Annotated in this window: 11 protein-coding genes; 3 read left to right on the top strand and 8 right to left on the bottom strand. The window is 55.8% G+C overall.

Annotated elements, in window-relative coordinates:
* Positions 1 to 147: 147 nt before the first annotated feature.
* Positions 148 to 1,218 (top strand): GDP-mannose 4,6-dehydratase, encoded by a 1,071-nt coding sequence (gene gmd / locus AAE029_RS28380; protein WP_371076260.1) that lies wholly within the window; start codon positions 148 to 150, stop codon positions 1,216 to 1,218.
* Positions 1,202 to 2,182 carry a GDP-L-fucose synthase family protein gene (locus AAE029_RS28375; protein WP_371076259.1) on the top strand — a complete coding sequence of 327 codons (981 nt, stop codon included), beginning with the start codon at positions 1,202 to 1,204 and terminating at the stop codon, positions 2,180 to 2,182. Before gmd ends, AAE029_RS28375 begins: the two co-directional genes overlap by 17 nt.
* Before the next feature lie 248 nt (positions 2,183 to 2,430).
* On the opposite strand, the gene AAE029_RS28370 is transcribed toward AAE029_RS28375, so the two are convergent.
* The 6 genes from AAE029_RS28370 to AAE029_RS28345 form a co-directional block, all read right to left on the bottom strand.
* Complete coding sequence (locus tag AAE029_RS28370) at positions 2,431 to 3,714, bottom strand: polysaccharide biosynthesis/export family protein (protein WP_371076258.1); 1,284 nt, start codon at positions 3,712 to 3,714, stop codon at positions 2,431 to 2,433.
* Entirely contained in the window at positions 3,711 to 5,873 is a 2,163-nt protein-coding gene (locus AAE029_RS28365) for a GumC family protein (RefSeq protein WP_371076257.1), read from the bottom strand. The genes AAE029_RS28370 and AAE029_RS28365 overlap by 4 nt, the downstream gene beginning before the upstream one ends.
* An 84-nt stretch (positions 5,874 to 5,957) precedes the next feature.
* Positions 5,958 to 6,734 (bottom strand): LuxR C-terminal-related transcriptional regulator, encoded by a 777-nt coding sequence (locus AAE029_RS28360; protein WP_371076256.1) that lies wholly within the window; start codon positions 6,732 to 6,734, stop codon positions 5,958 to 5,960.
* Positions 6,735 to 6,826: 92 nt separating this feature from the next.
* Positions 6,827 to 7,480, bottom strand: a complete 654-nt coding sequence (locus AAE029_RS28355; protein WP_371076255.1) for a PIG-L deacetylase family protein — start codon at positions 7,478 to 7,480, stop codon at positions 6,827 to 6,829.
* Entirely contained in the window at positions 7,477 to 8,280 is an 804-nt protein-coding gene (locus AAE029_RS28350) for a sugar phosphate nucleotidyltransferase (protein ID WP_371076254.1), read from the bottom strand. Before AAE029_RS28350 ends, AAE029_RS28355 begins: the two co-directional genes overlap by 4 nt.
* On the bottom strand, positions 8,277 to 9,572 hold the full coding sequence (locus AAE029_RS28345; RefSeq protein ID WP_371076362.1) for a methyltransferase domain-containing protein: 1,296 nt from the start codon (positions 9,570 to 9,572) through the stop codon (positions 8,277 to 8,279). The genes AAE029_RS28350 and AAE029_RS28345 overlap by 4 nt, the downstream gene beginning before the upstream one ends.
* 289 nt (positions 9,573 to 9,861) lie before the next feature.
* On the opposite strand from AAE029_RS28345, the gene rfbC reads away from it, so the two are divergent.
* Positions 9,862 to 10,407, top strand: a complete 546-nt coding sequence (gene rfbC / locus AAE029_RS28340; RefSeq protein WP_371076253.1) for a dTDP-4-dehydrorhamnose 3,5-epimerase — start codon at positions 9,862 to 9,864, stop codon at positions 10,405 to 10,407.
* On the opposite strand, the gene AAE029_RS28335 is transcribed toward rfbC, so the two are convergent.
* Complete coding sequence (locus AAE029_RS28335) at positions 10,404 to 11,729, bottom strand: DUF4910 domain-containing protein (protein WP_371076252.1); 1,326 nt, start codon at positions 11,727 to 11,729, stop codon at positions 10,404 to 10,406. The genes rfbC and AAE029_RS28335 overlap by 4 nt on opposite strands.
* Before the next feature lie 11 nt (positions 11,730 to 11,740).
* Positions 11,741 to 12,817 carry an NAD-dependent epimerase/dehydratase family protein gene (locus AAE029_RS28330; protein ID WP_371076251.1) on the bottom strand — a complete coding sequence of 359 codons (1,077 nt, stop codon included), beginning with the start codon at positions 12,815 to 12,817 and terminating at the stop codon, positions 11,741 to 11,743.
* Positions 12,818 to 13,024 lie beyond the last annotated feature (207 nt).

Raw genomic sequence — 13,024 nt, 5'->3', positions numbered from 1 at the left:
AGTCCCTTTGGCAATACCGCATCCCGCTAGGGGAGTTGGCCGGCGTGCATCTACACCTTTTTGGCAAAGTGCCACTGCTCCGGTGACTTTTATACTCATCGTGAGCAAAGGCTAAAGACAAGGCGTGGACGGAAGAGGGGACTATCGATGACCGAGAAAGTTGCGTTAATTATTGGTGTCACCGGGCAGGATGGTGCCTATCTGAGTGAGTTGCTTCTCTCCAAGGGCTATCGTGTGCACGGTCTCAAGAGACGCTCATCGTCGTTCAATACGGGGCGCGTCGATCATCTCTATCACGATCGCTACGAACACAGCTCTCGCTTCCATTTGCATTTTGGTGACCTTACGGATGGCACCAACCTGTGCCGTGTCATACAGGACGTCCAACCGGACGAGATATACAATCTCGGCGCCCAAAGCCATGTGAAGGTCAGCTTCGAAACGCCTGAATACACCGCCAATGCCGATGCTGTCGGCGTGCTGCGTCTGCTCGAGGCCATCCGGATACTGAAGCTCGAAAAGACCTGCAGATTTTACCAGGCTTCCACGTCCGAGCTTTTTGGCGGGCTAGGCGAAACGCCTCAGCATGAGGGAACGCCGTTCTACCCCCGTAGCCCCTATGCGGCCGCAAAGCTCTATGCGTACTGGATCACCGTGAATTACCGCGAGGCCTACGGCATTCATGCTTCCAACGGCATCCTCTTCAACCATGAAAGCCCTGTACGCGGTGAAACCTTCGTCACCCGCAAGATCACGCGCGGAGTGGCCGCGATCGAGCGCGGATTGCAGAAGAAACTGCGGCTCGGCAATCTCAACGCCAAGCGCGACTGGGGACATGCACGCGACTATGTCGATGGCATGTGGCGTATCCTGCAGCAGCAGACGCCGGATGACTATGTGCTGGCAACGGGCGAGGCGCATACCGTGCGTGAGTTCGTCGAGCGCGCCTTCAAGGTTGTGGACAGAAGCATCGAATGGGAAGGCGACGGCGTCGATGAGGTTGGTTTCGACCGCAAGAGCGGCGATCCCATCATCGAGATCGACCCCGTGTATTTCCGGCCGACAGAGGTCGATATCCTCTTGGGGAATCCGGAAAAGGCAAGGGCGAAACTGAATTGGCAACATTCGATTTCATTCGATGATCTCGTTTCCGAAATGGTGCAAGCGGATCTCAGAACAATTATGAAGGAAGAGGGCCGAAATGACTTTTATGGCTGAGGCGAACCGTCCGACGTACAATCTCCGCGGTAAGCGCGTCTGGGTCGCCGGTCACGCTGGAATGGTCGGCTCCGCACTTGTGAGGCGGTTGCAGCGGGAAGACTGTGAAATCCTGACAGCGTCACATCGTGAGCTTGACCTCACCCGCCAGAGCGAAACCGAGAACTGGATGCGGCAGAACCGTCCGGAGGCAATCTTCGTGGCCGCCGCGTTAGCCGGCGGCATTAAAGCCAATTCGCAATACCCGGTCGATTTCCTTTACATAAATACGATGATCGCGATGAACGTCATCAAGACCGCGGCCGATATCAAGGTTGAAAAGCTCTTATGGCTGGGATCGAGTTGCATTTACCCGAAATTCGCCGGTCAGCCGATCACGGAGGACTCGCTGTTGACTGGGAGCCTGGAGCCCACCAACGAGCCTTACGCGATCGCGAAAATCGCTGGGCTTAAACTAGCCGAGGCATGCGCAAGACAATATGGCCTGCAGGCGATCTCGGCAATGCCGACCAACCTATACGGCCCGAATGACAATTTCGATCTCGAAACGTCGCACGTTCTTCCTGCTCTGATCAGAAAAATCCATGACGCAAAGGTTCATGGCACAAAGACCGCCGAGGTTTGGGGGACAGGAACGCCGCTGCGCGAATTCCTTCATGTCGACGATCTTGCGGACGCATGCGTTTATCTGATGGTCAGATATGCGGGGTCAAGGATAGTCAACGTTGGATCCGGCAGCGAGATATCCATCCGTGACCTGGCCTTGATGGTCGCAAAGGTTGTTGGCTATGAAGGACGCATTGTATTCAACACCGAAATGCCCGATGGAACGCCACGCAAGCTTCTCGATAGTTCGTACATCAGGTCATTGGGATGGCGGCCAAGTACAGAACTCGAAGCGGGCATTGTCGGTGTTTATGCCAATTGGCAGCGGAGCTTCAAGGATATCTCTGAAGTTGCTTGATTTCGAAAGCGCATCCCATTGGATGCGCTAAAATGTTCCACAGCCTTGAGCTGAGTGCCGACAATTGATCCGCGCCAAGAGCGGCATGCCGAAAAGGGATATTCACGCGACATGCTTTAGCTCATTGTTTTCATGCATGTCGTTGCCGCAAAAACCGCTGCACACTTTTGCGACATGCATTACATTAGTTTTTTGGTCGGAGACGAATTCATATTTCAGATCCTTTCGACCTGAAATCATTTCCGGCTCTAATTGTTGTTTATGCTTCGGCTTGCGATTGCTTGCACTGCCGGAACCAGTTGAACGCGAACGATATCACCCGCCTTGACCTCCGCATGTTCCTCCAGAGGCACTTCCTGGTAGTTGCCATCAACCATGCGAACGACCGAAAATCTGGTCTTCACGGTTTGCTCGAGACTGCTGACACGCTGTGCTGCGGCGCCGATTTCGGCCATGGTTTGGACGATCGCGGACATCTTCTTCTTCAGTCGGATCATATCGAGGGTGATGTTTCTCAATTCGACGGCGGCCTCATTCTTTCTTTGGTCATCGAGTTCCCGAATCCTGCGCTCGACCTCATTTTTATTTTGCCGGGCGCGCGCGAGAAAGGATCCCGATTCGAGAAGCTGCTGGTTCATCGCCAGCAAATCGCGCTTTCTGTCGCGCAACGTGGCTTCGGAAGCCGCCCCCCGGGAGACAAGGCCTTGTGATGCATTGACATCGAGTTGCACAAGGTTGAATTGCTCGTTTCTCATCGCCGCGCTCTTTTCGAGCATCTCGATCTCTTCCTGATAATTCTCGCGCTGCGCTTCCATATTCCTTCTATCGCTTTCCATTGTGGAAAGGCGCAGTTCGAAAAGGCTGCGCTCTGCGGCAATCATGCTTTGGATCGTGGCGGCATCGCGTACGCCGGTGCCGGTAGCATTTGCATCATATTCGAACGGTTTGCCGTTGATTTCCGCTTCCAACCGCACGCGCTTGATATCCTGCGATAACAGTTGGAGCGCGGCATCGTCATACTCCTGCTGGGCCGCCACCAGTTGAACCCCGGAGGCGTCTAGTGCCCGGTCTGACTGACGCAATCCACCGCCGAGGGCGAAAGCTTCCAGCGCGATCATTCCAGGCCGGAACTCGTATTTGCCGGGGTTTTGAATGTCGCCGATGATAAAAATCGGCGCATATTCCTTAACGGAAACCGCAACAGAGAGATTGGGAATATGTTCCCGTAACGATGCGCTGATTGCAGCACCAATCTCGGCGGTCGTCTTATCGACGACGTCTAAATTGCCAAGAACCGGATAGCCGATCGTGCCATCGGTACTCACAGGAAAAAGACCGGTCAGATTTGGGTCGCCGTAAACGGAAACCGACAGCACATCGCCCGATGCTACCCTGTATTGTTGAGCTTGCGCCGTCACTGAAGCTGGGGACAGGAGGACTGCCAGCGTTGCAATGATGCATATCGGGGATGCGGACGACCTGAACTGACGATGGCTGCGTGCTACAGAAAACACCTTACGCTCCCGTTTCATAGGCTTGCTGCAATGGGTTGCGCTTGATCGCCGCGCCGCTTTCGGCGGCGCATTCCGCCGAGATATAGTTGGTGTGGGGGCGCTCCCGTTTTTTTGTCCATAGCCCCCTTTGGGCGATAAGCGCTGTCGAAAACGATGCCAGCGATGCTGCGATTTGCCGCCCGCAGCTTCTTGATGCATGCCTCCAGATCGAAGACTCTGGTGAATTTCGGTCGGACGACAAGAACGACGTCGTCGCAGAAGGAAGCGATCCGCATCAGATCGAAACCATTGGAAGCACAAGGCATATCGATCAGCACCAGATCATAGCGCCGCTTCATTTCCTGGATCAAAAGAGCAAATCTTTGGTTGGCCAGGACCGATTCCGGTGCATTGCTGCTTTGAGCCGGGATAACGTCGACGATCGAGCTCGGGTCGCGTTGGATCGCGTCGTCAAAGGGAATCTCTTGCATGACGACCTGCTCGAGGTGCGCCGCGGAGCTCAACCCAAACTCTTCGGCGAGTGTCGGATTTCGCAGATTCGCTTCGATGACTATCGTTTTCAATCCCGTCGCACCGACTAGCCGTGCAAGATTTGCGACGATATGGGATTTGCTTCTGCTGCCGGAAACGGACGCTATAGCAATTGCGCGCGCCGCCCTTGCACGCGTGGCCTTGGCATCCGCGAACAATCGCAGCTGCGATTGAATCTCGGCCATTGCCCGGCCGAGAGAAGAGCTCTGATCATGAACCAGAATTGAAGCATTGGTATTGTACTGCAACTTACCGCGCGGCACCTTCGTAATGACAGAAAGGCCGGTTCTTGCCTCCAAGGTATCCGCCGAGCGCACTTTCCGTTCCGTAAGATGCCGGAGGAAGGCAGCGGCGATACCAGCGGTAAGGCCGAAGGCGATGCCGGCCACTAACCACAGGTAAGGATTTGGGCTGGTTGGCCGCGACGATGGTGTCGCTCGCGAAATCATGCGGGCCTCGGCCGTCGCGATGCCATCCTGTTCGATGGTCTGTTTATAGCGTGTAAGATAGCTTTCATATATGGCGCGATTGGCGCTGGCTTCGCGATCAAGTTGATCGGCATGCACAAGTGTCTGGCTGTAGGTCGCCATTGACGCGCGCGTCTCTTTGATGCTTTCCTCCAGGCCCGCCTGTTGCCTTCGGTTAACTTCGATTTCGTTCCGCAGGCTTTCGATAATGCGGGAAACCTCAGTGCCAATCTGCGTTTGAAGTGAAACAAGTTGCGACTTCAATTGTGGGAGCTGGACATTCTTCATGGCGCCGCTCTCATCAAGTTCGGCAATGGTGCGTTTGATGCGCGCCTCCTCGCCCCGAAGCTGCTGGATCATCGGCGAAGAAAGAACCTCGGAAAGCTCCAGATCGGTACCATTGCGCTGCACATCGATGGCGGTTGACAGACGCGCTTCGGCGGCCGCCGCCCTGGCGCGGAGTGCAGTCAGTTCATTGTTCAATCCGGCTATCTGTTGTGACTGAAGGGTAGTACCGTCGGTGCTGACGATACCGGCTCTCTCACGAAAATCGGTTGCAAGGCGCTCGGATTCTTCCAGTTTGGTTCGCAGATCAACCAGCTTTTCGCCGAGCCAATCACTTACGCGCCGGGTTGCCGATGTCTGAAGATCGATCTGGTACTCGATATAGGCTTCGCCATAGGCATTTGCCGCCACCGCTGCGAAATTGGGATCGTCGGCGGTAAAGGAGATGTAGATCGTGTAAGAGCGGCCATCATTCGCGACGCGGACGTTGCTCATCAGCTGCTCTACCAGAGCTTCGTTTTCTGCACTCTTTTCCGAAGCATCGGCAGCTTGCGCGGAGGCAGTTGGGCTTTGCCTGATGCTGCCCTCCGTTGAACTCTCCACTCCGATGCCAAGATCTTCCATTCGGCTTGCCACACGCTCAGCCATTGTGCGCGATCCGATGATGTCGAGCTCGGTACGCAGAACCGGACTTTCCTGAGGTAGCGGAGACACGACGGCTTCGATGGGAAGAGCCTGAAGCTTTCTGACATCCAAAGCCAGGATCGCCTCCGCCTTGTATCGAGGCTTCGTGTTGAAATAGCCGATTGCGCAGACCGCAAGGCTGAGGACTAAGCAAGCAAGAACGGTCAGTTTTCGGTCCCTTAGAATCGAAAGGACGCGTGACATGTTCATTTCGCCGCCACCTGGCGGATCGTGGGACAAAATCATAGGCTTATACCCGCTGCGGCTAACCAGATTACAAATATTCGCGAGGGTTCAATCCAGCCGATCGCCCTCCCTTAAGCCGCCTATCTTGTAGGCAACTTCCGTTCTGTTGGTGGCCCCTAGTTTCTTCATGATGTTTCGGATGTGTACCTTCACCGTGCTTTCGGAAAGATCGAGTTCCTGCGCGATATCCTTGTTCGCCATACCGCGCCGTAGCGCTTCGGCCACCGCCGATTGACGCTCGGTAAACCTCGAATTCGTGCCGATGGTCACTTTGGAATTGACACCCAGCAAGGCCCGCATGTGCATGACGGCGCTTGCCGGTACGAATTTGCCGCCGGCCATCGCCAGGCCGATTGCTTGCACACAGACACCGATGCCGACGGAACTCGGGATGTAGCCTTGAACCCCCAGCGCAATTATGTTGAGGACATCCGAAAGGTTCTGATTTTCCGATACGACAACAACCGGCGTAGGCGCGACTGCTGCCACGAGTTCGCTGATCTCGGCCTCCAGTCGACTGTCCTCCAGGCCGGCATTCCCGGCATTGAACAGGATGGCACGCGGCATTCCCGCCTCGCCTTGGATTTCCTGCAATGCGGATAGATCGGAAAATGTCATGACTCTCATACCGATGCGATAAACATTCAATGCATGAGCCAAGCACTCCCGCTCCAGCATCCGGCGGTCGACAAGTGCAAGATAGTCCCCGGATTTCGCTCGCGGAAAACGAGCCTGGTCGTCAACTGAAATTGAGGTCAGCATCTTTGATGCCATACCAGGTGCCCTAAGCATATTCTGCTTATAATCAATGATTTCTTCGCCCATTGCCCCATACCCCTCGATTTGCTGTAGATACCACTGACTTGCTGCTACTGCATTTCGTATGCCCGATTTGCTTGCGGAGACTGCGGCCTGGCTCACGCCAGGAGAACTTTTCGGATCGTGAAGGCCTCCGCAAAGCGCGCTGGAGCGCGACATTCCATTCCTCTCAGTCGCGCCAGGCTTCGAAAAGTGTCGCCGTCGAACCAATCCTTCGATCTCTGCGTGGCGAAGTGCCTGAGAAGCAGCGCGACCTTGGTCTCGATAATGTCGGCGGTGAGGGGGACGTAGGCGTTTCGCTGGATCAAATCGCCGTCCCACTTCGGAATCTCGTATTCCAGAATGAAATGGTTTCGAAATACATTGGTGGTCAGCCGGTTGATCTCGCGATGGTCCTGATGTTCATCCTCGCGGCTATGCGTGAAGATGACATCCGGGTTGACCTTGTCGCGGAGAGCGAGCAGCCAATTCTTGATTTCACGGGTCTGGCTCGGAAAGAAGCTGTCATCAAAATTGGCGAGTTCTATCGAGTGCGTTTCCGCCCGTTCAAGAAAGGCACGCGCCGAACTCAGCGCTTCCTCGGCTCTGTTGTCCGCAGCACTCAGGACGCACCAATGGACATCCAGCTTAACACCCTCCGACAGCAGGCGGAGAATCGTGCCGCCTACGCCGATTTCGATATCGTCGGAGTGGGCGCCGATGCACAGAATGGATAAACGTTCTCCGGAAGCGGCAAGTGACAGGTTCTTCATGATAACTTCGCCATCCTGCTTCGATCGGCAGACCTGCCGAGATGGGTCCATGGCATATCGCCGCGCTCGACCATTTCCTCGAGGGATTGCCAATCACGGAGGGTATCCATCGACCTCCAGAAGCCCTCGTGCTTATAGGCCATCAACTGGTTTTCCGCGATCAAGCGCGAGAATGGCTCCAGCACCAGCTCTTCACCTTCGCGCATGTAATCGAAAATCTCGGGCCGCAGCAGGAAATAGCCGCCGTTGATCCAGATATCGGATCGGTCCGATGACCGGAACTCGCGGACACCGCCGCCTTCCTCGATGTCGGCAAGGTGATAGGTCAGCGGCGGACGGACGGCAAGAAAGCAAGCGATCTTCCCGCTGGCCTCGAAACGCGCGATCATATCGTCAAGGTCGACATCCGTCAGACCGTCGCTGTAGTTGGCCAGGAACATCCGCTCATTTCTGACGTGATCGCGTATGGCCCAGAGGCGCTCCCCGATATTGCGCCAGATACCTGTGTCGATCAGCGAAATACGCCAGCTCTTTTGAATATCGCCGAGGAGTTCGACATCCCCGCCGGACACGATACAATCGGAATAGTTCTGAGGTTTGCTGTTGAGGAAGAAATCCTTGATCGTGTTGGCTTTGTAGCCGAGGCAAAGGATGAAGTCGTCATGTCCGTAGTCAGCATAGTACTGCATGACATGGCGCATGATCGGTTGTGAACCGAGGGGGATCAAGGGTTTCGGAATACTCTCCGAATATTCGCGGATGCGGGTGCCCCTGCCGCCGCAGAACAGCACAACTTTCATGGCTGAAACTCCTTGGGATCTACGATACTGACCTCCGGGATGGGGATGATGAATTTGCCACCCCATTCGCCGACGTGCTTCATTTGGGAAATGATTTCATCCTTGAAGTTCCAGGGCAGGATAAGAATGTAATCCGGCTTCCTGAGTGCAATGGCGTCCACCGGTTTGATCGGAATGCGCATGCCGGGTGTGAAGCGGCCGTGTTTGTAGGGGTTGCGATCTACGGTAAAGTCGAGAAAGTCGGTGCCGATGCCACAGTAGTTGAGAAGCGTGTTGCCTTTCCCCGGCGCGCCATAACCGCAGATCGATGCGCCCATATCCTTGAGTCGGATCAGGAAGGCCAGAAGGTTCCGTTTCGTCCTGCGGGCAGCCTCGTCGAAGGCGGCATAGGTTTCAACGCGGTCAAGTTCAGCGCCTAGCTCGCGTCTCAGCAATTCGTCGACGCTGCTTTGGCGCTGCCTGCTGCTTTCGGCATGGCTGAGATAGACACGCAGGGAACCGCCATGTGTCGGCAATTCGTCAACATCGATGACCTTCAGCCCATGCCGTTTTGCCATCTTTTCGATCGTGATGAGCGAAAAATAGGAGAAATGTTCGTGGTAGATCGTGTCGAACTGGTTCTCCGCAATCAGCCTCTCGACATGTGGAAATTCCAGTGTGATGACACCGTCCGCCTTCAGCAGGATTTTCATTCCGGCGACGAAGTCGTTGAGATCCGGCACCTGTGCCAGGACATTATTGCCAATGATCAGATCCGCGCGCTGACCGCGCCCCGCCATCTGCTCGGCCAATTGGCGGCCGAAAAAGGCGACCTCGGTCGGGATGCCTTTCTGAAACGCGGCCTTGGCCACATTAGCTGCAGGCTCAATGCCTAAGATCGGGACATTGTGGGGAAGGAAATGCTGAAGCAGATAGCCGTCATTGCTGGCAAGTTCGACGACAAGGCTATCGCCGTTGAGGCCGAGCCTTTCGATGATCATGTCGCAATAGCGCCGCGCATGCTCGACCCAGCTCTGAGCGTAGGATGAGAAATAGGCATACTCTTCGAATATTGCCTGAGGGCTGACATGTTCCGGCAACTGCACCAGCAGGCATTCACTGCAAACGAAGACGTGCAGGGGGTAAAAGCTCTCGGGGTTACCGATCGCGCTCGCGGGAACGTAGCTCTCGCAAGGTGGCGACAGTCCAAGATTGACGAAACTATGGGCAAGAGGGGTACCGCACAGCCGGCACGGCTGAACGCTCAAATCATCAGCAAGAATCGACGGGACATGGTCTGCCCTCAAGTTCATCAGAAAGCCCTCCAGATAGCGGTTGATCGGCCGCATTTCCATGCCTGCACGCTACGCTGATGAGGGGGTGAGAACGACACCACAATCTGGCCGCGCGTGTCGTTCAAAAGTTGTATGAGGTACCACTTATTTTATATTTACTAAAGTGTCGCAAAAGGGCACGGGGACCATCCGGGAAACGGTACCTCCGGGCCTATGCCGGCATACGGCTTAAAGCTGAATTTCCCGCGGCCGGATTCTGAATCAGATTTCGGAGAGAAACATCGGGATGAGAATGGAGTGACGATCCATGCGGTTCAGCGAGACGGCAATAAGCGGTGTATGGCTGATGGAACCAATTGCAAATTTCGACGCCCGAGGCTCATTCGCGCGCACATTCAGCGTCGAAGAATTCAAGGAGCATGGATTGGCGTCGGGCTTCACGCAGCACAGCATATCCCATTCCTATCTCAAGCACACGTTGCGAGGACTTCACTTCCAAACGTATCCCTATGAAGAGGAGAAGCTAGTCACTTGCATCCAGGGCGCCATATGGGATGTCGCGGTGGATTTGCGGCCGGAATCTCCGACCTACCTTAGGTGGACAGCCGCAATCCTCTCGCCCGAGCAGCGGCTGCATTTCTACATTCCGAAAGGATGTGCGCACGGATTCCAGTCATTGCGCGATGACTCTGTCGTTTCCTATCTCATAACCACGCCGTATAAACCGGAACATGCAAGCGGCATGCGCTATGATGACGCCGCGCTCGCGATCGATTGGCCGGCTAAGCCGACAGTGATCTCCGAAAAGGACAAGAATTGGCCGTTGCTCGCACCGCAACCCGTCGACGCCTAATCAACGGTGATTTCTTCTCTGCCGAGGAGGCCGCTTTTTTGCAATCGCGCGGCAGCGCTGGCGATAGTGGAAAACGGCATGTCCGATCGTTCCGCAATATCGAGCAGCGAATGATCGCCATCGGCGAGATTGAGAACCCAGAGATACGCCATGGACATGTCACTGTTGACCTTGTGACCGCCGAATGGGGAAAAGAGGCCGCGCCGACCGAGCTGCGGCTCCCCCTTCGGCGAAAGATTGATCGGTATCCAGTTTTCCTCGAGGACGTCGATAATATCCATCACCATCCGGAACGAGCTTGCGAGATGCTCCGGCCGGATCAGGTCGAGATTGTCGGCCGATGTATGATATTCCGGGAATGTGCCGAATGCGCTCCGCTGCAGGAGCCCGACCGGCAGGTTGAAACCGGGTGAACAGAATTGCCGTTCGTCATAGCCATAGGGGCTGAAGGGCTGCATTTCCGCACGGCGATCGCCATTGCAGCGCACACAGGCGACCGCACGGTCGATGACAGCATTTCCACGGCGACTCTGCTTGTAAGTAGGGCCTCCCGCATCGCCGATGCAGGATACGACGAGGCCATGGGCGATATTCGCAAGTCGGTCCTCGTTTCGGGAAAGCCAAGTCAGCGAGCCGATCGTCCCGGGCGCGAACAGGAACCGGTAGCTGTAGCGAGTCCTGCGAGCCTTGAGCGCACGCGCGATCCAGGTCAGCAGAGCGAGCCCGGAGCAATTGTCGTTGGCAAGCGACGGATGGCAAATATGAGCGGAAAGCAGGACCTCTTTGTCCGTGGTGCCGGAATGAAGATATTCGCCATATGACAGATGCCCTTCCGATTTCTCGGAGTCGATCATCACCTCATAGTCGCCCTCTTCAAGTTCGACGAGTTGGCTATAGGCCACGCACAGACCCCATTCGTCGGCATAGTAGGCCGTCTTGTAGGGGATGAGATCGGCTCGGGCGGGCAGCGTGTGAAGATGCTGTTTGAGTTCGCCCAGCGACATGACCCTCCGCACGCTTGTGCTGTAGCTCATGACGTGAAGATTGGATCTGGCGAAATCGATGATTTTGCGCCCTGCGGGATCCTTCACATAGGCATCCCGGATATTCCATTCCTTGGGGATCACCCAATCGAAGACCTGCGTCCCAGTCGGCACATCATGGCGTTCGATATCTATGAAGTCTTTCAGGATGGCGATCGTGTCCCGGACGCCTTGCCCCGTGATGCTTCTGCATATCGGGAAAAGACGGCTGGCCAGGGCGTAAATGTCCTGGCCTGTATCTCGATCGAGGACCTGTGCCGCAGAAGGAAGCGCGTCCATGGCTGCAACTCTCAGGCATCGGCTTCGGCGAAGGCCGGGGCCGGGATGTGCGTCTCTGGCTGTCGCCACCTAAGGTCTTCATCGATGACGTGATCGCCGATCAACTGCTGGATATGGGCAATCCGCTGGTAGCGCGGTCCTTCGAATTCGGCAAGCGTCAGACCGGCACTCATATAGGCTGTATAGAGTTGTTCGGCGCCGGCCTTGGCATCCCAACGCGGTCTGAAGGCTGGAAGGACACGGGAGATCTTCGAGAAGTCGACGCGATAGGACCGTTTGTCTGGACTTGCGCCCGAAACGTAGTCCAGCCGGCATCCGGGCACAGTGGCGGCAACGATCTCGGCAATGTCCTTGATCTGGTAGTTATGCTCCGTCTGGCCGACATTGAAGGCCTGATTGAACACAGCGTCCCTCGGTGCCTCCAGCGCAGCAACGAAGGCTGCCGAAATGTCTTCGATATGAACGATGGGGCGCCAGGGGCTGCCGTCCGACTTCAGCAGGATTCGTCCCTGTGTGACGCCCCACGCGATCAGGTTGTTGAGGACAATATCGAAACGGAGCATTGGCGACACGCCGTAGGCGGTTGCTGGCCGCAGAAAGACGGGGCAGAAATTGTCGTCGGCGAGGGTGGCAATATGCCTTTCGGCTAATACTTTAGAGGTCCCGTAGGCGGAAACCGGTTGGAGTTCTGAGTTTTCGTTGACCAGGCCGTCACCCGCCAGCCCGTAATTGCTGCAGGAGGACGCAAAGAGGAACCGCTTCACGCCGGCCTCCTTCGCCGCAATGGCGGTGCGGACGCTGCCCTTATAGTTGATCTCGTAGGTGGTGTCCGGATTGAGATTGCTGAGCGGATCATTGGACAATGCGGCCAAATGGATCACGGCATCAAAGCCTTTCAGATCGGCCTTGGTGATGTCGCGGACGTCCTTGCGAGTTGCGGGGACCATCGGCAAAGGTCCGCCAGGGGCATAGGCGCAGCGGCGGTAGAGCCCGCTGTCATAACCATGAACCTCATGGCCTGCCTTGCGCAATATTCCAATCATTACCGAACCGATGTAGCCCCTATGTCCCGTCACCATAACTTTCATTGCCCTGGTCCTCCGGCAGTGTCGTTGCATATTGGAAGACGCTACGGGGGCAGGGCGAAAATCGTGATTGAGGAGATCGGTTGCGGCTAGGTCGAAAAAGGAGGAGTAGGGCCGGGACACTACGCCCTAAGGAATAGGCTTGGATGGCGCAGATGCCTGCAATGGCCCCGAAGACCAGATCAGTCTGTGATTTCATGGTACCGCTGC

The organism is Sinorhizobium sp. CB7 (assembly GCF_041357635.1).
Classification (GTDB): Bacteria; Pseudomonadota; Alphaproteobacteria; order Rhizobiales; family Rhizobiaceae; genus Rhizobium.
The sequence above is the reverse complement of the archived record's forward strand: the minus strand, read 5'-3'. Positions and strand labels throughout refer to the sequence as shown.

Excerpts from the sequence above, each read along its gene's own strand:
- AAE029_RS28335 (WP_371076252.1), bottom strand. The coding sequence starts at position 11,729 with ATGGACGCGCTTCCTTCTGCGGCACAGGTCCTCGATCGAGATACAGGC.
- AAE029_RS28370 (WP_371076258.1), bottom strand. The coding sequence starts at position 3,714 with ATGAAACGGGAGCGTAAGGTGTTTTCTGTAGCACGCAGCCATCGTCAG.
- AAE029_RS28355 (WP_371076255.1), bottom strand. The coding sequence starts at position 7,480 with ATGAAGAACCTGTCACTTGCCGCTTCCGGAGAACGTTTATCCATTCTG.
- AAE029_RS28360 (WP_371076256.1), bottom strand. The coding sequence starts at position 6,734 with ATGGGCGAAGAAATCATTGATTATAAGCAGAATATGCTTAGGGCACCT.
- AAE029_RS28345 (WP_371076362.1), bottom strand. The coding sequence starts at position 9,572 with ATGAACTTGAGGGCAGACCATGTCCCGTCGATTCTTGCTGATGATTTG.
- AAE029_RS28350 (WP_371076254.1), bottom strand. The coding sequence starts at position 8,280 with ATGAAAGTTGTGCTGTTCTGCGGCGGCAGGGGCACCCGCATCCGCGAA.
- gmd (WP_371076260.1), top strand. The coding sequence starts at position 148 with ATGACCGAGAAAGTTGCGTTAATTATTGGTGTCACCGGGCAGGATGGT.
- AAE029_RS28365 (WP_371076257.1), bottom strand. The coding sequence starts at position 5,873 with ATGAACATGTCACGCGTCCTTTCGATTCTAAGGGACCGAAAACTGACC.
- rfbC (WP_371076253.1), top strand. The coding sequence starts at position 9,862 with ATGCGGTTCAGCGAGACGGCAATAAGCGGTGTATGGCTGATGGAACCA.
- AAE029_RS28375 (WP_371076259.1), top strand. The coding sequence starts at position 1,202 with ATGACTTTTATGGCTGAGGCGAACCGTCCGACGTACAATCTCCGCGGT.
- AAE029_RS28330 (WP_371076251.1), bottom strand. The coding sequence starts at position 12,817 with ATGAAAGTTATGGTGACGGGACATAGGGGCTACATCGGTTCGGTAATG.